This is a genomic window from Petrotoga sp. 9PWA.NaAc.5.4 (genome assembly GCF_002895485.1).
In the GTDB taxonomy this organism is placed as follows: domain Bacteria; phylum Thermotogota; class Thermotogae; order Petrotogales; family Petrotogaceae; genus AZRK01.
Genome location: NZ_AZRK01000044.1, coordinates 81220 through 104067, shown reverse-complemented (window position 1 = coordinate 104067; position 22848 = coordinate 81220). Strand labels below are relative to the sequence as shown.

The window sequence follows — 22848 nt, the reverse complement described above, 5'->3', positions numbered from 1 at the left end:
TCCAAAAAAATCTACATCTATAAGGTTTAATAAATACCAATCTCTTTTCGTTATATTATATCATTTAATCTTTTAATATTTAAAAATTACTTAAATTATCAGTAAAGAGACAAGAATATTATGATAATATATCTATGAAAGACAAAAGACAACAATAAAAAGGAGTGAAAAGTATGGATTCTCTTTCATTTATGGATTCAACGTTTTTTTCTTTAGTGATTTTTCCTATTATTATATTTCTTATGAGACTATGCGATGTTTCACTTATGACATTAAGAATCATATTTGTTTCTAAAGGTATAAAGCTTTTAGCTTCGGTTATCGGATTTTTTGAAGTCAGTGTATGGCTCATAGCTATATCTCAAGTTATGTCTAATTTAGATAATATTTTTTATGCTATTGCTTATGCTTTAGGCTTTGCTTGTGGAAATTATTTAGGAGCTACAATAGAAGAAAAGATTGCTTTGGGAGTAAATTTATTAAGAGTTATTACTAATAAAGACGCAGAAGAGTTAGTAGAATACTTAAGAAAAGAAAATTTTGGTGTCACAAGTATCAACGCAGAAGGTTCTCAAGGACCCGTAAAAGTTATTTACAGCGTAGTTAGAAGAAAAGACTTAGAAAAAATTATTAACATTGTTAAAAAATTCAATCCAAATGCATTTTATTCTATAGAAGAAGTTCGAGGGGTTAATAAAGGAATTTTCCCACCCGATACGATGGAGTTAAAAAAATTTGGAAGGTTTAATCGAAATGGAAAATAATTTACAGGAAAGATTTTAAAGGTTTTATATGGAGTTTAGAAATGAAGAATCTTAAAAAATAATGTTTTGAATTTAAATGGATTTAGGGCAGAGCTCTCTCCCCCTTTTCTGGCTACAAGTACCGAAAAGCTAAAGAAACTCATATCTTGTGAGGATTAGAGTTGAGAAGGTATTTTTGAAAAACTAAGGTTCAAAACATTTATAAAATCGGAGTTTCATAGTTTTTAAAATGAGTAAAACTAAGAGTTAGGGACTTTAGAAATGAAAATTTTCTAAAAATAAGCTTTTGAATTTAAAAATGGGTCCAGGGCGAAGCCCTCTCCTCTCTCCTTAGCTACACGTAGCGAAAAAGTTAAAGAAATTAAGAATTAGTAAGGGTTAGAAGGAGAAGGTATTTTTGAAAAAACTAAGATTCAAAACATTTATAGAACCAGAGTTTCATAATTTCTAAAGTAAGTAAAACTAAGAGTTTTAAGGAGGTTAAAACTTTGAAATCATATAGAAAAGAACTATGGTTTAACACAAAAAAACAAAGAGAGTTTATAAATATTACACCTATGATAGAGGAATGCGTGAAAGAAAGCAGTATAAAAGAAGGATTACTGCTATGTAATGCTATGCATATTACAGCAAGTGTTTTTATTAACGACGATGAAAGTGGCTTGCATCAGGATTTTGAAAGATTTTTAGAAAAGTTAGCTCCAGAAAAACCTTATGATCAATATAAACACAACACATATGAAAATAATGCTGACGCCCACTTGAAAAGAACTATCATGGGAAGAGAAGTTGTTGTAGCCATTACTGATGGTAAATTAGATTTTGGACCATGGGAGCAGATTTTTTATGGGGAATTTGATGGTATGCGAAATAAAAGAGTTTTGGTAAAAATAATAGGAGAATAAAATTTTTCTTATTTTTAAACATTTTTTTGAGTATGTAAATTATGGTATAATGATAAATAAGGAAATAATTAATAAGCAGAATCAAACAGTTATTTCTTTAAACTTTTAAAAGTATTATAAAATTTATGAATGAAGATTTTAGAATAACAATGTCTTTAACTTAAAGTAGGTTGATGAAGATTTTATAATTTCTAAAGTGAGTATTAAAATAATAGGGACTTTAGAAATGATAATTTTTAGAAAATAAGCATTTGATTTAAAATGGGTCCAGGGTACAGCCCTTTCCCCCTTGCTTGGCTACAAGTACCAAAAAAGGTAAATAAATTGGGAATTATTAAGGACTAGATGCATGTAGGTGTTTTGTAAAAAATCAACGCTAAAATATACATATAATGAGGATTTTGGGATTTATAAAGTGGATATTAAAATAAAAAAAGGAGGGATAAAGTTATGAGTTTAAAAGTTTCTTCACCTTCTTTTAAGAACAATGATTACATACCAACCAAATTTTCCTGTGAAGGTAGAAATATAAATCCAAGTTTGCTGATTGAAAATATACCAGACAGTGCAAAAAGCTTAGCTTTAATAATGGACGATCCAGATGCTCCCAGAGGAACGTTTGTTCATTGGGTTGCTTGGAATATTGAATTAGCAAATGAAATTCCTGAGAACATTCCTAAAAAACATCAAGTTTCTTCTCCTATAAAGATGATGCAAGGAAAAAATAGCGCAGATCAAACTGGATATATGGGACCTTGCCCTCCTGTAGGCCACGGGGTTCATCATTATCATTTTAAAATTTATATTGTGGATACAGAAATAAATTTACCAGAAAGCGCTAAAAAAGAAGATTTACTAAAAGCAATAGAGGGTCATATAATTGATCAAGCAGAGATTGTTGGACTATATAAAAGGGATTAATTATTTGGAACCTAATTGGAAAAAGACAGGAGGGAAATCTGGTGGAATTGAAGTTTGACGTTGTTCAATTGGATATACCACAAGACTGTAATATAATAGTTGGACAATCACATTTTATTAAAACTGTCGAAGATATATATGAAACAATAGTTACCACGAATTCTTCTATTAAATTTGGTTTAGCTTTCAATGAAGCATCCGGTCCTCGCCTTATTAGATATGATGGCAATGACGAAACTTTGATAAAAGTAGCTATAGAAAACGCAAAAAAAATTGGTGCAGGGCATTGTTTTGTGTTATTAATAAATAAAGGATTTCCTATAAATATTAAAAACCAATTACAAAATGTGCAAGAAGTTTTAAAAATCTTTGCCGCAACTGCTAATCCTCTTCAAGTAATTGTTGCAGAAACTGATCAAGGTAGAGGTATCCTTGGCGTAGTCGATGGTTATTCTCCTTTAGATGTTGAAAAAGAAGAAGACATAGAAAAAAGAAAAGATCTACTTAGAAGCATTATAGGTTATAAAAGATAAAAACATTATACTATTAACTTTTTAAAATTAGAGTTTCCCATTATCAAAAGCAAAAAGAATTAGATACGTTAGAAATGAAATTCGTGAGAAATGAACATTTAAGCTTATATTGAATTCTAAGTGATTTATAAAGGAGAGCAGAAGGAGAAAAAGATGTGGTTTTTAATTATTATAGTATTATTAATACTTTTTTATTTAGTCTTTTTTTGGATTATTCCTTTTTCTCTTAATGGTGCTATATTTGATCCAAGTAGAAAAGCTTCTGTAGAAAAAATGGTCGAATTAGCTCAAGTAAAAAAAGGAGAAATTTCAGCTGATTTAGGTAGCGGCGACGGAAGAGTGGTAATTGCTTTTGCTAAAGCAGGAGCTGAGGCACATGGCTACGAAATAAACCCGCTTTTGGTAATAATTTCAAGAATCAACGTTCGAAAAGCTGGCTTGAAAGGTAAGGCTTATATACATTGGAAAAACTTTTGGAATGCCGACTTATCAAAATATGATATTATAACAGTTTTTCAAGTAGATTTTGCTATGAATAAATTAGAAGACAAGCTCAGAAAAGAAATTAAACCTGGAGCAAGAGTCATCTCTAACCATTGGACTTTTCCAAAATGGAATTACTCAAAATTCGAAAAAGATATATATGTATATGATTCAAGAGTTTATTCTATTCCTAAGGATTAGCGAATTATTGGGGTAGACGAAATATGAATAAATTATTGGTGACTATATTACTTTTAGTGTTTTCTGTAGCTTTATATTCGTATAATATACATATTTTCCCAAAAAATTTTTATATTTTCGATGATAGATTGGATAATTTTTTAGAATATTATAATATAGAAATTGATGAGAATATTATAATTTTGGAAGCAAATACTTTAAAAGAGTTTACAAAATTAACAAACTTACCCTATTCTTATTATTCAGGGGCATTTTTGAATAGTGGTGATCAATTTGTAATAGTTACGTTGCCATTTTATGTTTTAATTGAAAAAGGAATTTTCAACGATACTATATTACATGAAATTATGCATTTTTTTCTTAATAAGAATTTTGATTATTCTAAGAAAAGACAAGAAGAAATAATCTCAGAATTTTTAAGGGGGAAAAAAAATGAAAATTAATCTTTCTGATGTTTTTACAGAACCTTTTAAAATTGTTGGTAAAAATCCTGTGATTCTTATTCCAATGTTTATTGGAATAATTGTTTCTATTATTTTTGAAATTCTTGGTTACTTAGGACCAATTGCATCCTTTGTTACAACATTGATAATAGGTATATTTTCTATGATTTTTTTCACTTGGACAACTGTAATGTTTGATGATTACAAAAATGGAAAAGAAGTCAGCCTCAAAGAGAGTTATTCAAAGATTTCGTCTCTTTTTTTAGAAATTTTAGTACTTTCAATAGTTGTTGGCTTTTTGATATCCTTAGGATTTTTAGCGTTTGTAATTCCAGGTATAATTATTTCTCTTTTTCTTATCTTTTCTCCTTGTTCATTAGTTGTCGATAACTTGTCGGTTACTGATTCTATGAAAAGAAGCTTTTCTTTTGTGTTTAATGGTGATCACTTCTTCCAAATCTTAATTGTTTTGTTAGTAATCTTTCTTTTAGGATTGATACCGTTTGTGGGTATTTTTATATCGCTTGTTTTAGAGTTTTTATTACTCCCATATATTTATGTTACTTTCTCATAAAAACTATCTACCAATTAATTCTTAATGTATCTTGAAGAAAGTTTGCAAAAAAACGTTTTTGGTTATAACAGAGATAGTAGTATGATTATTATTTTGAAGCACGTTGATCGTTTTGGTTTGTAGAAGGAAAAATCTTCTTGATATAATGCAACAAATGCTCTATAAAATGTGGAGGTGATGTTTTTGAATACCAAAAAGGTTTTAGGTATATTAGAATACGCTTTATCTAAAGAAATCGAAGGAATGCAATTTTATGAATCAAAATCTAAAACAGTAAAAATAAAACAAGTAAAAGATATCTTTGAAGAGTTAAGCAATATGGAGAAAGGTCACGTAAATTACATTAGTGGTTTAATAAGAAATGTTAAAGATCATGATTATGTATACTTTTCACAAGAAGAAGATATAGGACAAGCTTTCTCAAAAAGGGCTCAGACAGAAATAGTGTATGGAGGAGATTTTGAAAGTGTGAAATCTGATATTCCTGTTTTGAGAATGGCTTATTTGATAGAAGAAGATTTTGTAAACTATTATAAAAAAGCTGCTCAAAGTGTTGATGATGATGAAATGAAAAAGATTTTGAACCATCTTGCCGAATGGGAAGAAGATCACAGAGATCGAATTTATACCCTTTATCAAAAAGTTGCTAAAGACTACTGGGAACATATGGATGTTGAACCACTCTATTAATTAAAAGCAAAATTAAAGGGATGCTTTTAGAAGCATCCCTTTAATTACACTAAAAATTGATCAACTTGCATAAGCTACACTTCGTTTTTCTCTAATTACCGTGACCTTTATAACTCCTGGATATTGTACCTTTTCTTCTATTTGAATTGAAATATCGTGTGCTAATTTTTCGGCTACAGCATCCTCTACTTTATCGGGTTGCACTATTATCCTCAACTCTCGACCAGCCTGGATAGCATAAGCTTTATCAACATATCTAAAAGATTTCGCAATTTCTTCTAATTGTTCTATCCTTCTTATATAATTTTCTAATGTCTCTTTTCTTGCGCCAGGTCTTGATGCTGATAAAGCATCACTTGCAGCAACTAAAACAGCTTCTGGAGTCATTGGATCAACTTCATTATGATGATATTGAATTGCATTAACGACTTCCAACTTTTCACCATATCTTCTGGCTATTTGCCCACCAACCAAAGCATGAGACCCTTCAACTTCATGGTCCACAGCTTTTCCAAGGTCATGAAAAAGCGCTGCGCGTTTTGCTAATTCGACATTTAACCCTAATTCACTTGCCATCATACCAGCAAATTGTGCTACTTCTATAGAATGCTCCAAAACATCTTGCCCATAACTTGTTCTAAACTTTAACCTTCCCAATAGCTTAATTATTTCATTGTGAGGCTGTTTAATTCCAACTCTTACAACGGCTTCTTTTCCCATTTCTTTTATATATTCTTCTATCTCTTTCTTTGATTTTTCATATAGTTCTTCTATTCTTGCAGGATGTATCCTTCCATCTGCTACTAACATTTCAAGAGTTCTCTTGGCAATTTCTCGTCTTAAAGGATTAAAAGATGAAATAACTACAATTTCTGGTGTATCATCTATTATTAAATCTGCTCCTGTTAATTTTTCAAAAGTTCTAATATTTCTACCTTCTCGCCCTATAATTCTTCCTTTCATATCATCTGTTGGAAGAGCAACCGTTGATGTTGTTAATTCTGATGTAATGTCTGATGCATACCTTTGAATGGCCGTTGTTATTACCCATCTTGCATATTTTTTGGCTTCATCTTCATATTGATCCTTGATTTCTTTAAACTTTTGTGCTATTTCTAATTCATATTTTTCTTTTGCTTCCTTTATTACCAATTCTTTTGCTTCTTCTTCACTCATTTTGGCTATTACGTTCAATTTAGTTTCTAAATCTTTTTCTAATTTTTCTGCATTTTCAATTTGGGATTCTAACTTTTCTTTTAATTTTTCAATGGTTTCTTCTTTCTTTTCTAAACTTTCTTCTTTACGTATAAGTCTTTCTTCTAAAGCTTTTAGTTCTTCCCTTTGTTGTTTCGCTTCTAAATCAAATTGTTCTCTTAATTTGTGAATCTCTTCTCTTGCCTCAATCAATTCTTTTTGTTTTAAAGCTTTGGCTTCCTCTTCTGCTTTATCTAAAAGTTCTTTTATTTCTTTTTGTTTGTTCTGAATTTCTAACTCTAACTGTTCTTTTCTGTTTTTTAAAGAAGCAATAAGTCTCTTATTGCCTACATATATCCCCAATATTAATGATAAAACAAATACTACAAATGCTACAATTATAGTTATCCATATTCCCATTATTAATCACCTCTCAAGTCTTCAATAACACAGTTTATAATGTCTGGCTCAAAACCTCGCCTATATAAATATGATTTAGTTTTTAACAAATCAGAAGATTTTTTATAATAATTTTTTGCTACTTCTAAAGCAATCATATAAATATCTACTTCCGTCTTAACTTTTTCCAAAGCTTCAACGATTAAATCTTCTTCAACTCCCCAGCGTTTTAATTCGTTTTGTATATATAACGGACCTTTTTTATCAAGGGTTAATTTGTCGTATGAAAATAAACACGCAAAAATTTTGTCGTCAACCAGACCACTTTTTTTACATTTTTCTACAATCTCAAAAACAACCTTTTCATCAAAACCTTTTTGTTTCAATCGTTCTTCAAGCTCTTTCTCAGATCTAACTCTATATTTCAATAAATTTAAAGCAGCTTTTTCGGCAGCTTTTTTATCATAAGGGTCAATTTTCTTCAACTTTTTCCTCTTGCGATTTTACTTTATTTTTTTCATTTTTAGAAGACTTCGATTCAAATTTTTCTGCTAAAAGTTCCGGGATAATTAATCCATGATTTTTTCTTATTTTATATTCTAAATAGTCTAATATATCAGGATTTTCAACTAAATAATTTACGGAAACATTTTTACCTTGTCCCAAACTTATTTCTTCTCCCTTATCGTTGATATAAGAAAACCAAGCACCCTTTCTCTGGATCAATCCCTCTTCTAGAGCCAAATTAAATATATCATTTTCTTTTGCGATTCCTTTCCCAAACACCATGTCAACCGAAGCTTCTTTAAAGGGTGGAGCTACCTTGTTCTTAACAACTTTTAGAGTTGTCTCAGTCCCAATTTGATCTTTTCCTTCTCTTATTACGCTGCCTTTTCTAACTTCTATTCGTATAGTCGAATAAAATTTTAAAGCTATTCCTCCTGTGGTTGTTTCTGGATTGCCATATACTACTCCTATTTTCATTCTTATCTGATTTATAAAAATCACTATAGATTTAGATTTGCTAACACTGCCCGCAAGTTTTCTTAATGCTTGAGACATCAATCTCGCTTGTAATCCCATATGAGAATCTCCCATTGCGCCTTCAATTTCTGCCTTTGGAACAAGTGCAGCTACCGAATCCACTACTATTATATCTACTATGTTTGACCTCACTAAAGAATCTACAATTTCTAAAGCCTGTTCTCCGTAGTCTGGCTGAGATACAATTAGTTTGTCGACATCTACTCCTAATTTTCGCGCATAGTCAATATCCAAAGCATGTTCTGCATCTATAAATGCTGCTATACCATTCATCCTTTGAACCTCTGCCAAAGATTGTAAAGCGAGAGTTGTTTTACCAGAGGATTCATTTCCATATATTTCAATTATTCTTCCACGAGGATATCCTCCCACTCCTAACGCTATATCTAAGGATAAACAACCTGTAGGAACAACAGAAATATTTTTGTTGTCTAAACCTTTTCCCATTATCATAACTGAACCAGTACCATGATTTTTTTCTAGTTCTTTCACAAGTTTTTCAAGCAAATCTTCTTTGTTTACATCTTTTGAATCATTTTTAGCCATTAATGATTACGCCTCCTTCAAAATCAACCGTGTATAACTTATTATATATAGGTCTTTTTTTTGTCAGTGTAGAAGAATAAATACCTATTGAATTTACAAAAACCTTTATTTCCTCAAAATCCAAAGAATTCAATAGTTCTTGCCAATGATTAGGATATCCTTTAATTCTTCCAACTGTAATATGAGGTACAAAATCTCCTTCTTTTGTATCTATTTCATTTATTTTTATGACTTTTTTTACTTCCTCATATAATCCAACTAAGGTTGGATCATCCTTTATTCCAAGCCACAACACCCTTGGAACGTTATTGTTCTCAAAAAATCCTATCCTTTGTATTTTAAAAATAAAAGTTGGAAAACCCGTTAATCTTTCGCCTATTTTGTATGCCAAATGAGCTATTTTTGATATTTTTTGATCTCCCAAGAAAAATAAAGTAAGATGAACATTTTTAGCTTGAGTCCAGTTTGCTTTAAACCCCATTCTTTTAAGTTTTTCTATTAAATCAGATATACCTTTTTCTAACTCTTTATTTGTTTCTATCGCTATAAAAGACCTGACTTTACTATCATTTATAGGTTCTTTGTCTTCTTTTAATTGAATCATTTGAATTCCTCCCTTACTTCGTTTCACCTTTAAAGTACGAAGTGTTTTTTAACGTATAATTCACAGCAGATAGGAGGCTTATAATTAAGGTAAAATATACAAAAATATTAATAAAAAAAGCTGTAACTTGTAAATAAATCAGGATAATCAAAATAATTTCTAAGACAGTCTTAATTTTTCCAAGTATATCCGCGGGTATAACTAAATTTCTACTTGCTAAATACATCCTAAGTCCACTTACATAAATATCTCTTGATATAATTAAAGCAACAAACCAGCCAGGTAATAAGTTAACGGATAACATAGCAACGAAAATAGAGTTTATAAGGATTTTATCTGAAATCTGATCTAAAAATTTCCCTAAGTCGGTAACTTGCTTCGTTCTCCTAGCTATTAGTCCATCAAACAAATCAGTGAGAGACGCCACTATAAAAACAATCAAGGCAGCGAAATAAAAATTTTCTCCTAAAACAGTTAAAATGAATATAGGAATTACTAAAATTATTCTACTTAGACTCAATAAGTTTGGGACATTCATCTTTTAGCTCCCCTTCCAGATCATATTCGTAAGCTCTTGATATTAGCACATTTGCAAATTCTCCAACTTTTAAATCTTCATCTTCTTTTAAAAATACATTCCCATCAATTTCGGGAGCATCTAAATAACTTCTTGCCAAATAAACACCGTTTTCTTTCTCTTCAAGAAGAACTTTCATAATCTTTCCTACATAGGATTCAAGTATTTCTTTTGATATTTTACTTTGAAGTTCCATCAATTCTTTTTGCCTATTAATTTTAATTTTTTCAGGTACTTGATCAATCATTTTAAACGCTTTTGTACCGTCTTCCTTTGAATATCTAAAACTCCCCAACCGTTCAAATTTAACTTCTTTTACAAATTCCATCAGTTCTTCAAAGTCTTTGGAAGTTTCGCCGGGAAAGCCTAACATTAATGTTGTACGAATAGCAGAAGGTTCTTTTCTAATTCTTTCTATAATTTTGATTATTTCAGTTTTCTTTTTTAACCTTCCCATGGAATTAAGAATATTATTAGAAATATGTTGAATTGGTATATCAAAGTAGTTTAAAACTTTTTCATTGTGATGAATAGAATCTATTATTTCCTGGGTTATAAAATCAGGATGTAAATACATTACTCTAATCCAAAAATCTCCATCAATTTTATTCAACGTATCTAAGAGTTTTGGCAACGCTTGATTTTTGTAAATATCTACACCGTATAAAGAATTATCTTGAGATACTAATATAACTTCTTTAACACCATTTTTTACAAGAAAATTTACTTCATTTTTTATGTCTTCAATTTCTCTGCTTTTTGGTTTTCCTTTAAAAGAAGGAATAGAACAAAAGGTACAATTTCTACTACATCCATCACCAATTTTCACATATGCATAATAAGAGTCTGGAAAGGATCTACTTTCACATTTGTAGATTGTTTCCGGCTCGTTAGATTTAAAAAATAGCAAACCTCTTTCAACATTATCAACAACAGTTTTTGGAGATATAACTCCAAAGATTCCGTCCAATTCCGGTATTTCTTCTTTTATTTCATTGTAATACCTTTCTGTAAGACAACCAAGTGCAATTACTCGCAAATTTTTATGATTTTCTTTTAGAGATATATATTCAAATATTGTTTCTATACTTTCTCTTTTTGCCTCTTCTATGAAACCACAAGTATCAATAAATATTAAATCAGAATCTTCAGGTTTCTTTTCATATAAATATCCTTTACTCTCTAATAAACCTTGCAAATTATCCATATCTGCATCGTTTTTTGGACAACCTAACCTAACTATATGAAACTTTTTCATTTGTTGCCTCCACTTGCACTAAATTAAAGATAAACAATTTATTATTACTCTAATTATATCAAATTTTCTTGAAAAATGAATATTTTATCTTGCGTAGTTATACAAACATATAAATTAACTCTATTTTTGCCAATTTTTCCCAACGTTTATATCAACTTTCAAGGGAACTTCTAATTTTACGACATTTTCCATACAATCTTTAACAACCTTTTTTGTATTTTCAACTAATTTTTCTGGTAGTTCTATGAGAACTTCATCATGAACTTGAAGAATCAATTTTGCCTGTTCATCAAGAGTTTCATACAACTTTATCATGGCTAATTTCATTATATCAGCCGCACTTCCTTGAATAGGGGTGTTTATAACTATTCTTTTTAATTCTGATTGATTAGTTTTTATTTTATTTAAAAATCTTTTTCTTCCAAATATAGTTTCAACATAACCTTTGCTTTTTGCAACTTTTAAACTCTCTTCTTGACTTTCTTGTACCTTTTTATAAGTTTCAAAATACTTTTTTATAAATGTTTTGGCATCTTCGACAGGTATACCAAGATTTTCAGCAAGCCCATAAGCGGAAGACCCGTATATAAGAGAAAAATTAACCACTTTTCCAACTCTTCTCATATTGGAATCGACCTTCTTAACATCAACACCAAATATTTTTGCAGCCGTTAAAGAATGAATATCTTCATCATTTATGAAAGCATTTATCAATGTTTCATCCTTTGTTATATGAGCCAAAACCCTTAATTCTATCTGCGAATAATCTGCGCTTAATAACACAAAGTCTTCTTTTTGTACTTTAAGCGTTCTTCTTATTCTTTCTCCTTCTTCTTCTCTTATAGGCAAATTTTGTAGGTTGGGTTCACTGCTACTCAATCTCCCAGTAGCGGTACCAGTTTGATTGAATGAAGTATGGACTCTTCCTGTTTTTGGATTAACTAATTTTGGAATAGCAACTATGTATGTTGAAATAAGTTTTTGATATTTTCTATATTCTAAAAGCTTTTCAACTATAGGATGCTCATTTTTTAAAGACTCTAAAGCATCTGCGTCTGTTGAATAAACACCACTTTTTGTTTTTCTTTTACCTTTCAAACCTAAATGTTCGAAAAGTAATTCTCCAACCTGCTTTGGAGAATTAGGATTGAAATCATACCCCACCATTTTTTTCATTTCGGCCATTAAAGAATCCAATTTTTTGTTATATTCTATTTCAAGTTCTTTCAACTCTTTTAAATCAAAATACACCCCGTTTATTTCCATTTCTGAAAGTACGTTAATCGTTGGTATTTCAATTTTTTGAAATAATTCCAATAGTTCGAATTCTTCTAATTTTGGTTTCAAAACTTCAAACAATCTGTATGCAATATCAGCGTCTTCACCAGCGTAATCGACTACTTTTTGCTTCTCGATATCTCCTAAAGTTAAAAGTTTTATATCTTTTCCGAATAATTCTTTGTATTTAGTTGATTTGTAATCTAAATATTCTTTTGCAAGATCATCCATATTGAACCTTCTACTGTCTGGATCTAATAAATATGCTGCTATCATAGTATCAAAATATACTTTTTTTAACTCTACACCATTTACTTTTAAAACAGAAATATCGTATTTTAAATTTTGTCCAACAATTTTTTTGTTATTCAATATATCTATGAGTTCATTTACTATGTCCCATCTTTTTTCGTCTTTGTATAAATCAAGAAAATATCCTTCAAATGTTTCAACAGATAACGCTATACCAACGATATCTGCTTTATATGGATCTAAAGAGGTAGTTTCTATGTCAAAAGAAATAATCTCGTTTTCTTCAATAATTTTCAATAATTCTTTATAATTTTTTGAAGTGAACAATTCATATTTTCCTTTTGAAGAATAATCTTTTCTTTTTTCTTTTGTGGAGAGATTAGTACTTTTTTTAGAATTTTCTTGTGTGATATCTAATTCTTTTAGTATAGAATTAAATTCCAGTCTCCTCAAAAGTTCTCTTAAATCTTCTTTGTAACCTCTATATACAATCTCTTCGTCTTTATACATTTTTTCAATAGGAGCGTCTAACATTAGTTTTACAAGTTTTTTGCTCATAACAGCATTATCTTTATTTTCAATGAGCTTCTTTTGAGTGGATCCTTTGATTTTATCTATATTTTCGTACAGTTCTTCTATACATTCGTAATCTTGAAGTAATTTTTGAGCAGTTTTTATACCAATACCTTTTACTCCAGGAATATTATCCGATGAATCTCCCATTAACGCTAATAAATCAGCAATTTTTTTAGGAGGGACTCCCATCTTTTTCTCTACTTCTTTTTCATCATATTTAACTATCTCCGTTACTCCTTGCTCAGGTCTTAAAATATAAATATTTTCTTTCACTAATTGCATCATATCTTTATCAGAAGTTATAATGTAAATATTGTCATAATTTTCCTTTTTTTTAACTACTATTGAAGCTATTACATCATCGGCTTCGTAATTATCCATTGAAATAAACTTTATTCCTAATTTTTCTACAAGCTCCATAATGTAAGGTATTTGTTGAATATATTTTTCGGGAGTTTCAGGACGTTGAGCTTTATAACTTTTAAGTAATTCGTTTCTATACGTTGACGTTTTTTTATCCATAACAAATATTATTGAATCTTCTCCCTTTTTTACGTAATCTTTCAATAACTTGAGAAGCATCCTTGCAACACCGTATATAGCATTTGTAGGAAGGCCGTCAGAAGTACTCATCCAATCTCCCAAAGCAAAAAAGGCTCTATATGCTATTGCCGAACCATCTATCAAATAAAGATTTCCCATAAAAACACCTTCTTTTTGAATCTTTAAATTTTGTGTAATTTATGAATATTAAAACTCTATTTTCACCAAATTGAATTTTCCTGTTTTTTCATCAGGTCTTATATCTTCCACAACTTCTATTGTAAATTTTACATTTCTCATCTGCTTTTTTTCTAAAATATTTTGAAGTCTCATTTTAGTATCTTTTAAGACAGAATTTAGATCTTTATCCTTAGAAACAACTATCCTAAACGTAAAAGTATCCAACCCTGTTTGCACAAATTGAAACCTGTTAACTCCTTTAACAAAGAATTCCGCTATAACGATAGGATGTATGAAATCTTTTTCCTTTTTTTCATTTATAAAATACGGAATCAGTTCATTTCTTCCCACAACATCTTCAATAGGAGTAAAAGGCCACATTGTATTTTCTTTTTCAACAGGTTTTAAGATGTCGCTTATTTCGTATCTTATAAGTGGTTGTGTGTAGTTGTATAAATTCGTCAATAATAATCCTTCTTTTTCTATTTCAACATAAACTGCATCATCGTACAAATACATATAATCGAGATCTTCTCTTGAGACTCCCATTGCTAAAGACTCCGAAGTAGCATAGCTATTAACTATCTTCGCCTCAGGCCAAGCTTCCTTTAAAATCAACTTTGTTTCTTTAAACAAGGGCTCTCCACCGGTAACTATCGTTTCAGGATTTACATTTAAAATCTTTTGTTTTTGATATAGGGCTATACTTTTTATACCATTCGGATATCCTGTCAAATTATCAGGCTTAAATTTATTCAAAATATCAATGTATTCATTTATAGGTTTATTTATATCCATAATTAAATAATCTTTATAAAAATATTGTTCTAACTGATTAATAGGAGATAAAAACAAACTTATTGCTGCGTAATGTCCGTCAACTGCTCCTATAAATGCATATTTCTTCCTTGTTAAATCAAAATGAGGAAACATACGTGTAGAAATCGCTTTTATAAAGTCCCATTCTTTTTTCCCATATAAATAATATCCTATCGTACCGCTTGTTCCAGAACTATGAACTACGTAGTATTTATTAAACAAAAGAGCGCGTGGATCTGGATTGTTGCTTAAAAAATTTTCAACTACTTGTTTATTTATTTTTGAATCTTTAAAAAATTTATTAAAGTTTTCCATAAGAATATTTTTATTGATTTTAGGCAGCTCGGAAATGTCTGTGGATTCTATATTTTTAATCGTTATACCAAAAGAATCATAGTACTCTTTATAAAAAGGTACATTATTTAAAACAAATCTCAAAATTTTTTTTAACTTTTTTTCTCGAAGTTTTAGTATTTCTTCTCGAGATTTTTTTATATTGTTTTGTAATGAATTGTATAAATAAACTGTCCTTAAAAAACTCATAATTGACCGAACTCATTAACAAAGTAAGTTAGGAAACTTTTGTCATAGATAACAAAACGAATATCTTTAAGAAACTTAGGATTATTATTAACAAAATCAAAAACTGCTTTTTTGTAAATAAGAACAGCTTTTTCGATGGGATAACCATATATGCCCGCACTTATAGCAGGCAACGCTATTGAATTTAATTTCAGCTCTTCGGCTTTTTTTAAAGAATTATAAACTGCACTGTACAGTAACTTTTCTTCATTTTTGTTTCCACCTTTCCATATTGGACCAACAGCATGAATTATATATTTACATTTTAAATTACCCCCCGAAGTAACAGCTACGTTTCCAGTTTCCACACTTCCAAATTTTCTTACGTAATCATTTGACTCCTTTTGAACCTGTGGCCCACCTTTTTTTGCTATTACACCTGCAACACCACCACCATGCATAAGTTCTGAATTTGCAGCATTAACGATTGCATCAACCTCTTCTTGTGTTATGTCTCCTTCAATTATATCAATCAATACACCATTTATTTTAATTTTTTTAATTATTTTATTCATATTGATACCTCCTGTAAATAATTATTATACTTACTTTAGAAATTCCAAAATCTACCCTGAACTCCTTTTAAATTCAAAATTCTATTTTTAGAAACGTCTCATTTCTAAAATCCTTAATAATTATTGCTCACTTTATAAAATCTCAAATCTCGTCAGTTATCAAATAATTATATCAAATTTGGTTTTTATATACTAAATTTCAAGAAAAAATGAGAAAAAACTGTTTAATCAAAAATAATTGTTTCTAATATTTTCTAATTCGATATAAACAAGAATAAAGAAATTTTGAAAATAATTTTTTTTATTTTATAATAAAGAAGGAAATTTTCATTTTTTAAATAAGTTTTAAAATTTTTTTTCAAAAAAGCCCAAATTTTAAGGAGGTGTTTTCTGTGAGGAAACTGTTAGCTGTGTTTTTAGTAGTTTTAATGAGTGCTTTGATTTTCACTCAATCGATTACTTACTGGCACACGCAAGTAGAAACAGATAGACAACAAAGAATAAGAGCGTTGGCACAAATTTTTCAAGCTCAAACAGGAATAAAAGTGAATTTAGTTCCAATTGAAGAAAACGAGATTTTGGAACAGATTCCAAGGGCAGTTCAAGCTGGTACTTTGCCAGATGTTATAGAAGGAGGAATTTCTCCAATTTTATTGTTAGGAAGCCAAGGTTTTATGGACACTAAATTGAACGCTAAAATAATCGAAGATTTTGGGGATGTATACACCGGAGTTTCAAGATTAATGCAAGCCCCAGATGGTGGTTATTATGGGGTCCCTTTAAGTGCATGGGTTCAAGGAATTTGGTACAAAACTAATTTATTTGAAGAGAAAAATTTAGGAGCACCAATTTCATGGTACAACATTTTGACCGCTGCAAAAACCTTGCATGACCCACAAAATAGATTTTATGGTTTGGTTCTTCCCAAAAGAGCGGATGCTTATACAGAACAAGTCTTTACACAGGTTGCACTTTCTAATGGTGCAAGACCTATAGACACAGAAGGAAATATCCTTTTTAATACCCCAGAAATGATACAAGCATTCGCATTTTATAAAGAATTGGGTAAATATTCACGTCCAGGTTTTACCGGCGTTCCAGAAGCTCTGAATGCTTATCTTAATAATGAAGCAGCTATGGTTTTTTATTCAACTTACATAATGGATGATATTGCAGTAGAAGAAGTACAAAAGAGAACTGTACAAAATTTTGATCCTAAACTTGTTGAAAACACAGGATTTGCAAACATGATGATGAATATAAGGCCATCTTCATTTGGTGAAGTTATTGGAATAGGCATATTAGACACTTCAAAAAATAAAGATGCAGCTGAACAATGGGTAAAATTCCTTATGAGTGGAAGTAATTATATTTATTTCTTGCATATGGCACCAGGAGGGATGAATCCAACAAGAAGTTCAATAGCTGAAATGGATGAATTTATGGATAATCCTGTATTAGAAAGATACGGAAAAGAACAAATCACTACCATTATTTCCGCTTTGGAAACCGTTGAAAGATTTGAATTCGTGGAAGGTCAAATTATCGACGAAATGGCTATTTTGTCAGGTAATTTTGTAATAGGAAGAGCAATAAATCAAATGTTTGCTAATGATTGGACACCTGAACAAACTGCACAATGGGCTCAAAAAGAGGCAGAAAGAGTTTTAGGTAGATAATCTTTTAGCGACAACTATATAAAGGGGAATTAAAAATTCCCCTTTTTTAATAATGAGAAATATTGGTAAAAGAAACGAATTCTATTTTCGAAAAACAGCAAACTTTACTTAAGGATTTTAGAAATGATAATTTTCGAAAAATGGGTCCAGGGCGGAGCCCTCCCCTCTCTTTCGCTACACGTAGCGAAAAAGTTAAAAAAATTCAGAATTAGTGAAGATTAGAACTGAGGAGGTATTTTGTAAAAAAATCGATTCTAAAACATATATATAATAAGGATTTTGGAATTTCTAAAGTGGGTATAGAAAGAATTTTAGGGACTTTAGAATTAAAGATTTTTGAAAAATAAGCTTTTGAATTTAAAGTGGGTTCAGGGCGGAGCCCCTCTCTATCTTTCGCTACACGTAGCGAAAAAGTTTAAAAAATTCATAGTAAATAAGAATTAGCGTTGAGGAGGTATTTTTGGAAAAACCAAGTGTCAAAACATCTATATAATCTGAGTTTCAGAATTTCTAAATACGTTGAAATTTAGTTTTAAGGAGGGTAAAAATGGAAAATAAATTTAAAGATTTATCTCCTTTAAAAAAGAAAGAAGCCTATTTTGGTTGGAAGCTTATATCTCCAGCAGTAATATTAATAGGGTTGTTCATCTTATATCCTGTTATATACAATATATATCTCAGTTTTTTTGAGGTTTCAATATCTCCAAACCAACCAAATAAATTTGTTGGATTTGCTAATTATACCAGGATATTAAGTGATGCTACTTTTTGGAATTCATTTGGTACAACACTATTATTTGTTTTAATAACAGTAGCAGGAAGTATTTTGGTTGGTTTAGGAGTCGCACTTTTGATGAATAAGAAATTCCCTGGTAGAAGTATCGTAAGGGCACTTATTTTATTTCCTTATGTTGCTCCGGTTATTTCAACAGTTTTTGCTTGGCAATATGTTTTGATGCCTGTAAACGGGCCACTTACTTTATTGTTAAGTAATTTAGGAATAATGGATGCCGGTAAAGATTTGATCAACGATCCCAACAATGCTTTGATAGTTGTTTCTATATACAGTATTTGGAAAAACTTTCCTTTCATTTATCTTATGATTTTATCAAGACTACAATCGATACCTGAAGATTATTACGAAGCAGCAGATATCGATGGAGCAAACGGCTGGAAAAAATTTAGGCATATTACTTTACCTGAACTTTACTACGTATTAGGCTCTTTAGTTCTTTTAAGAGGTATTTGGAATTTTTATAAGTTTGAAGAAGTTTATCTTTTATCAAAAGAGGCAAAAACCTTACCTATATATTTGTATGAAAGAGCTTTTGTAGGCATACCTGAACTTGGAGTTGCTGCCGCCATATCTACAGTCCTTTTCATTGTGATGATGGTTTTAATAACCATTTACGTAAGGAGAGTGTTAAAATGGTAGTAAGAAAAAAATCTTTTATAAAAACGTTTTTCTTTTGGTTTTTTATCGTGATTGTGGTAATTTTTGTTGCTTATCCTTTTGCTTATATGGTTTCTGTTTCTTTTAGATACGATTCTGATGCTTTTGATTCACATTTGATACCCAGAAATCCCACTTTAACGCAGTATGCACAACTATTGGGATTACAAGAATCCATACGACAACAGATGAGTCAGGAAGAGCAACAACTGATGAAACTTTTAGAAGGGTTACCTGAAGAGCAAAGACAACAAGTATTAAATAATATTATGGCTGAAAGAAAAAAAGAATCTTTTCCTTTCTTGAGATGGTTTGGAAATAGTTTGTTGGTTGCAGGATTGAGTGCTTTAACAAGTGTAATAATAGGAATATTTGGAGCATACTCCTTTAGTAGAATATGGTATCCCGGACGTGATCTTGTTCAAAGAGGAGTGCTTTTAGTTTACCTTGTGGGTGGAGTCATTCTTTCAGTACCTTTGTATGCAATGTTTGTTAGGTTAGGATTGACTAATTCTGCAGGAACATCTTTGTTCTCTTTGTATATAATTTATATTATTCAAACACTTCCAGTTTCTTTATACATGCTTGGAAATTATTTTAGAACCATTCCTGAGTCTATTGAAGAGGCAGCCTTAATTGATGGAAGTACCAGAATTGGAACAATAATGAGAATAATAATACCTCTTTCTATGCCAGCTATAGTTACAGTCTTTATATATGCGTTTATGATAGGATGGAATGAATATTTATTTGCATCAATCTTTATCAGACCTTATCCAAGTGCTTATACTTTACCTGTTGGATTGAGAGAAATATTCTTCTCTGAGCATGCCGTTTGGGCAAAGATGATGGCTGCTTCCGTTTTAACTGCCGTACCTGTTATAATATTATTTATGGGTGTTGAGAAATATCTTACCGCTGGATTGACTGCGGGTGGAGTTAAAGAATGAGAAAACACTTTGAATTTGATTATAGACATTTTAAGAAAAAAGGTTTTTGGGACTTTAGAATTTTAAATGAATTATTTAATAATTATTAAAATAAAAAGTTATTTTTTGAACCCAAAGAGGTGTTATTACAGTGAACATTGGACTTATGCACTTTAGAATAGGGGAAACAGATGGAGTTTCTTTGGAAATGGCAAAATGGAAAAAAGTTTTGAAAGATATGAAACATAAAGTATATTTGATAGCTGGAGACATGGGAACTTCAGCAGGGTTCAAAATACCATTCATCGCTTATACTGATAAAAGGAATAATATTTTAAAAGAAAAGTCTTTTGTTAATTTAGGCGATTGGGATGAAAACAAGTATAGAGCAGAGTTAGATGATTACATTGAAGATGTTTATAATCAGTTATATGAATTAATGCCTTTAGATTTAATTATTGTTAACAATATGTTTTCATTGGCTCATAATCCTGCTGCCGCTGTGGCACTTTATAGATTTTGCAAGGACAATTCTATAAAGATGATAGGTCATCATCATGATTTTTATTGGGAAAGAGATTTTTATAAAAATCCAACGAACGATTATATTAAAAGTATATTAGAAAATTTTTTCCCACCCGTAGATATTACTCATGTAGTAATTAATTCTTTGGCACAAGAAGAACTAAAAAAAGTTAAAGGTTTAGACAGTTGTATCATTCCAAACGTTTTTGATTTTGATCAACCACTATGGAAAATTGATAGTTATAATATAAAAATTTATGAAAAACTGGAAATTTCTCCTAATGATTTAATATTTTTACAAGCTACCAGAATCGTAAGAAGAAAAGCTATAGAACTTGCTATTGATACTGTAGCTGAAATAAAAAATGCTTTAAAAGATTATATAGGTATGGTAACTTACAAAGGCAAAAAGATAACTGAAGAAACAAAGATATTTTTGATATTGCCAGGTTTGTCTGAGGAATCTGATTATGTTAATGTACTAAATGAATACGCAAACCAAAAAGGTGTGGAACTAAAATTTGCTTCCTCTATATGCGATGACATTAGACATGAAGAAGAAGAGATATTTTCTTTATGGGACTTTTATGCAATTTCTGATTTTATAACATATCCAAGTATTCTTGAAGGCTTTGGAAATCAATTTTTGGAAGCTATATTTTCTAAAACGCCGATTTTAATCTTTGAGTACCCTGTTTTCAAAAAAGACATCGCACCTTTAGGATTTGAAGTAGTCACACTTGGAGGTAAGGCAGAATATGAAAAAGGCATGTATAGAGTAAATCAAGAAGAAGTTAAAAAAGCAAAAGATCAAATCTTAGATATATTATTTGATTCAAAAAAAGTGTATGAAATAACTCAAAAAAACTTTGAATTAGGGAAAAAATATTTTTCTTATCAAACCTTAGAAAAAAAATTAAAAGAGTTACTTTACCAACAAAATTCTTAAATTTTATAAGGCCTTTAGAAATGAAGCGTTTCTAAAAATAGAATTTTGAATTTAAAAGGAGCCCTCTCCCCATTCCTTGGCTACAAGTACCAAAAAAGTTAAAAAATTCAGAGTTAGTGAGGGTTAGAACTGAGGAGGTATTTTGTAAAAAGTTAAACGCTAAAATATTGATAAAATATAAATCTTAGAATTTTTAAAGTGAGTAATAAATTTGAGAAAAGGAGGAATAAAAACGTGCCAATGTTCTTTAAAGAAGATATTTTAAATGAATTACCTAAAAAAGCTAAGATAGTTGTTGGTATTCCAAGTTACAATAATTCAAGTACAATATCTTTTGTCGCAAAAACTGCTGCAGAAGGTATAAGAGAATATTATAATTCAGATGGAATAATAATAAATTCTGATGGTGGTTCTAAAGATGGAACAAAAGAAGCTTTTATGAAAACCGACACCAGAAATATCCCTAAGGTTGCTTTTGATTATATAGGACTTGCTGGTAAAGGAAGTGCAATGCTTTCAATCATAGAAATTGCAAGACATTTGAACGCAGAAGCTTTAGTGTTTTTAGACTCAGATTTAAAAAGCGTGAGACCTTGGTGGATAGAAAGATTAACAGGTCCTATAATTAAAAAACTCTCGGATTATGTTACTCCTTATTATAGAAGACATAAGTACGATGGAACTATAACTAATCAAGTTTGTTATCCTTTAACTACAGCCTTATACGGACAAGAAGTAAGACAACCTATCGGAGGAGACTTTGGTATTGGCAAGGAACTTTTTGATTCTTTTTTAATTGAGGCAGAAAAAATAGCTAAAACCGACGTAGCGAGATTCGGAATAGACATTTGGCTAACAACCAAATACTTGGTGCTTTCTAAGAAACCCTTATATCAAGCCGCTCTTGGAGCTAAGATTCATGATCCAAAGGATCCAGGTTCAGACCTTGCCCCTATGTTTACTCAAGTTGTCGGAACGTTATTTGATCTTACTTTGGAAAATGCTGGTAAGTGGAAAAGAATAAATTCTATTACTCAAGCTCCTATTTATGGAGAAATACCCGAAGTAACCCCTGAAGTAGTAAATATAAATGTTGATAACTTAAAAAATCAATTGATCGATGGTTTGAACGATGAAATCACGAAAAACCTCGCAGGTAAACATTTAGATAACATCTTAAAAGAAAGAAAGGTGTCGCTTGAAGAATGGGTTGACATTTTGTATAATGCACTGATCAAGTATTCGTCTTCAAAAGATAAAACGTTGATAAAATCTCTTGTCCCATTATATTTTGGAAGAGTAGCGGACTTTGCAGAAATTACTATAGACATGAACGAAAAAGATGCTGAAGATTTTATAAGAAACCAGGTTAAAGTATTTTTAGATAAAAAAGAAACACTCACTGAAAAATTGTAATTTATTAAGTATTAAG

The 22848-nt window shown here is 30.3% G+C and carries 22 protein-coding genes; 13 read left to right on the top strand and 9 right to left on the bottom strand.

Annotation, left to right across the window (positions count from 1 at the left end):
* The first annotated feature begins 173 nt into the window (after nucleotides 1-173).
* From X924_RS09315 to X924_RS09280, 8 genes are all read left to right on the top strand, one after another.
* A complete protein-coding gene (locus X924_RS09315) occupies nucleotides 174-764 on the top strand; it encodes a DUF2179 domain-containing protein (protein WP_121958636.1) in 591 nt (196 codons plus the stop codon).
* A 488-nt stretch (nucleotides 765-1252) separates the two neighbouring features.
* Nucleotides 1253-1669, top strand: a complete 417-nt coding sequence (locus X924_RS09310; RefSeq protein ID WP_121958635.1) for a secondary thiamine-phosphate synthase enzyme YjbQ — start codon at nucleotides 1253-1255, stop codon at nucleotides 1667-1669.
* 450 nt (nucleotides 1670-2119) lie between these two features.
* Nucleotides 2120-2590 carry a YbhB/YbcL family Raf kinase inhibitor-like protein gene (locus tag X924_RS09305; protein ID WP_121958634.1) on the top strand — a complete coding sequence of 157 codons (471 nt, stop codon included), beginning with the start codon at nucleotides 2120-2122 and terminating at the stop codon, nucleotides 2588-2590.
* A 41-nt stretch (nucleotides 2591-2631) separates the two neighbouring features.
* The gene (locus tag X924_RS09300; RefSeq protein ID WP_121958633.1) at nucleotides 2632-3123 is read left to right on the top strand and encodes an adenosine-specific kinase; all 492 of its coding nucleotides are present in this window, start codon (nucleotides 2632-2634) and stop codon (nucleotides 3121-3123) included.
* A 153-nt stretch (nucleotides 3124-3276) separates the two neighbouring features.
* Nucleotides 3277-3807, top strand: coding sequence for a class I SAM-dependent methyltransferase (locus X924_RS09295; RefSeq protein ID WP_121958632.1), 531 nt, complete (start codon nucleotides 3277-3279; stop codon nucleotides 3805-3807).
* A 23-nt stretch (nucleotides 3808-3830) separates the two neighbouring features.
* Entirely contained in the window at nucleotides 3831-4250 is a 420-nt protein-coding gene (locus tag X924_RS09290) for a hypothetical protein (RefSeq protein ID WP_121958631.1), read from the top strand.
* The gene (locus tag X924_RS09285; RefSeq protein ID WP_121958630.1) at nucleotides 4240-4824 is read left to right on the top strand and encodes a hypothetical protein; all 585 of its coding nucleotides are present in this window, start codon (nucleotides 4240-4242) and stop codon (nucleotides 4822-4824) included. Before X924_RS09290 ends, X924_RS09285 begins: the two co-directional genes overlap by 11 nt.
* Before the next feature lie 183 nt (nucleotides 4825-5007).
* Nucleotides 5008-5514, top strand: coding sequence for a ferritin family protein (locus X924_RS09280; RefSeq protein WP_158245368.1), 507 nt, complete (start codon nucleotides 5008-5010; stop codon nucleotides 5512-5514).
* Between the two features lie 60 nt (nucleotides 5515-5574).
* Here the strand turns inward: X924_RS09280 and rny are convergent, their stop codons facing one another.
* From rny to X924_RS09235, 9 genes are all read right to left on the bottom strand, one after another.
* A complete protein-coding gene (rny, locus tag X924_RS09275; RefSeq protein ID WP_121958628.1) occupies nucleotides 5575-7128 on the bottom strand; it encodes a ribonuclease Y in 1554 nt (517 codons plus the stop codon).
* 2 nt (nucleotides 7129-7130) lie between these two features.
* Complete coding sequence (locus X924_RS09270) at nucleotides 7131-7592, bottom strand: regulatory protein RecX (RefSeq protein ID WP_121958627.1); 462 nt, start codon at nucleotides 7590-7592, stop codon at nucleotides 7131-7133.
* On the bottom strand, nucleotides 7579-8697 hold the full coding sequence (gene recA / locus X924_RS09265; protein WP_121958626.1) for a recombinase RecA: 1119 nt from the start codon (nucleotides 8695-8697) through the stop codon (nucleotides 7579-7581). The genes X924_RS09270 and recA overlap by 14 nt, the downstream gene beginning before the upstream one ends.
* A complete protein-coding gene (thpR, locus tag X924_RS09260) occupies nucleotides 8690-9301 on the bottom strand; it encodes an RNA 2',3'-cyclic phosphodiesterase (protein WP_121958625.1) in 612 nt (203 codons plus the stop codon). The genes recA and thpR overlap by 8 nt, the downstream gene beginning before the upstream one ends.
* 13 nt (nucleotides 9302-9314) lie before the next feature.
* Nucleotides 9315-9839: a CDP-diacylglycerol--glycerol-3-phosphate 3-phosphatidyltransferase gene (gene pgsA / locus X924_RS09255; protein ID WP_121958624.1), complete on the bottom strand. Its 525-nt coding sequence runs from the start codon at nucleotides 9837-9839 to the stop codon at nucleotides 9315-9317.
* Nucleotides 9808-11136 (bottom strand): 30S ribosomal protein S12 methylthiotransferase RimO, encoded by a 1329-nt coding sequence (rimO, locus tag X924_RS09250; protein WP_121958623.1) that lies wholly within the window; start codon nucleotides 11134-11136, stop codon nucleotides 9808-9810. Before rimO ends, pgsA begins: the two co-directional genes overlap by 32 nt.
* Nucleotides 11137-11256: 120 nt before the next feature.
* Entirely contained in the window at nucleotides 11257-13944 is a 2688-nt protein-coding gene (polA, locus tag X924_RS09245) for a DNA polymerase I (RefSeq protein ID WP_121958622.1), read from the bottom strand.
* 48 nt (nucleotides 13945-13992) lie between these two features.
* The gene (locus tag X924_RS09240; RefSeq protein WP_121958621.1) at nucleotides 13993-15327 is read right to left on the bottom strand and encodes a phenylacetate--CoA ligase family protein; all 1335 of its coding nucleotides are present in this window, start codon (nucleotides 15325-15327) and stop codon (nucleotides 13993-13995) included.
* Complete coding sequence (locus X924_RS09235; RefSeq protein ID WP_121958620.1) at nucleotides 15324-15881, bottom strand: macro domain-containing protein; 558 nt, start codon at nucleotides 15879-15881, stop codon at nucleotides 15324-15326. Before X924_RS09235 ends, X924_RS09240 begins: the two co-directional genes overlap by 4 nt.
* Nucleotides 15882-16273: 392 nt before the next feature.
* On the opposite strand from X924_RS09235, the gene X924_RS09230 reads away from it, so the two are divergent.
* From X924_RS09230 to X924_RS09210, 5 genes are all read left to right on the top strand, one after another.
* Nucleotides 16274-17560 (top strand): ABC transporter substrate-binding protein, encoded by a 1287-nt coding sequence (locus X924_RS09230; protein WP_233186631.1) that lies wholly within the window; start codon nucleotides 16274-16276, stop codon nucleotides 17558-17560.
* Nucleotides 17561-18107: 547 nt separating this feature from the next.
* Complete coding sequence (locus X924_RS09225; RefSeq protein ID WP_121958619.1) at nucleotides 18108-18995, top strand: carbohydrate ABC transporter permease; 888 nt, start codon at nucleotides 18108-18110, stop codon at nucleotides 18993-18995.
* Nucleotides 18989-19963, top strand: a complete 975-nt coding sequence (locus X924_RS09220; protein WP_121958618.1) for a carbohydrate ABC transporter permease — start codon at nucleotides 18989-18991, stop codon at nucleotides 19961-19963. The genes X924_RS09225 and X924_RS09220 overlap by 7 nt, the downstream gene beginning before the upstream one ends.
* Before the next feature lie 130 nt (nucleotides 19964-20093).
* A complete protein-coding gene (locus tag X924_RS09215) occupies nucleotides 20094-21416 on the top strand; it encodes a glycosyltransferase family 4 protein (RefSeq protein WP_121958617.1) in 1323 nt (440 codons plus the stop codon).
* 240 nt (nucleotides 21417-21656) lie between these two features.
* Nucleotides 21657-22832, top strand: coding sequence for a glycosyltransferase (locus X924_RS09210; protein ID WP_121958724.1), 1176 nt, complete (start codon nucleotides 21657-21659; stop codon nucleotides 22830-22832).
* Nucleotides 22833-22848: the final 16 nt, after the last annotated feature.

Bases quoted from the DNA above. Each gene is read 5' to 3' on its own strand.
- X924_RS09315 (WP_121958636.1), top strand. From the start codon at position 174: ATGGATTCTCTTTCATTTATGGATTCAACGTTTTTTTCTTTAGTGATT.
- X924_RS09305 (WP_121958634.1), top strand. From the start codon at position 2,120: ATGAGTTTAAAAGTTTCTTCACCTTCTTTTAAGAACAATGATTACATA.
- X924_RS09295 (WP_121958632.1), top strand. From the start codon at position 3,277: ATGTGGTTTTTAATTATTATAGTATTATTAATACTTTTTTATTTAGTC.
- X924_RS09290 (WP_121958631.1), top strand. From the start codon at position 3,831: ATGAATAAATTATTGGTGACTATATTACTTTTAGTGTTTTCTGTAGCT.
- X924_RS09285 (WP_121958630.1), top strand. From the start codon at position 4,240: ATGAAAATTAATCTTTCTGATGTTTTTACAGAACCTTTTAAAATTGTT.
- rny (WP_121958628.1), bottom strand. From the start codon at position 7,128: ATGGGAATATGGATAACTATAATTGTAGCATTTGTAGTATTTGTTTTA.
- recA (WP_121958626.1), bottom strand. From the start codon at position 8,697: ATGGCTAAAAATGATTCAAAAGATGTAAACAAAGAAGATTTGCTTGAA.
- thpR (WP_121958625.1), bottom strand. From the start codon at position 9,301: ATGATTCAATTAAAAGAAGACAAAGAACCTATAAATGATAGTAAAGTC.
- pgsA (WP_121958624.1), bottom strand. From the start codon at position 9,839: ATGAATGTCCCAAACTTATTGAGTCTAAGTAGAATAATTTTAGTAATT.
- rimO (WP_121958623.1), bottom strand. From the start codon at position 11,136: ATGAAAAAGTTTCATATAGTTAGGTTAGGTTGTCCAAAAAACGATGCA.
- polA (WP_121958622.1), bottom strand. From the start codon at position 13,944: ATGGGAAATCTTTATTTGATAGATGGTTCGGCAATAGCATATAGAGCC.
- X924_RS09240 (WP_121958621.1), bottom strand. From the start codon at position 15,327: ATGAGTTTTTTAAGGACAGTTTATTTATACAATTCATTACAAAACAAT.
- X924_RS09235 (WP_121958620.1), bottom strand. From the start codon at position 15,881: ATGAATAAAATAATTAAAAAAATTAAAATAAATGGTGTATTGATTGAT.
- X924_RS09225 (WP_121958619.1), top strand. From the start codon at position 18,108: ATGGAAAATAAATTTAAAGATTTATCTCCTTTAAAAAAGAAAGAAGCC.
- X924_RS09220 (WP_121958618.1), top strand. From the start codon at position 18,989: ATGGTAGTAAGAAAAAAATCTTTTATAAAAACGTTTTTCTTTTGGTTT.
- X924_RS09210 (WP_121958724.1), top strand. From the start codon at position 21,657: ATGTTCTTTAAAGAAGATATTTTAAATGAATTACCTAAAAAAGCTAAG.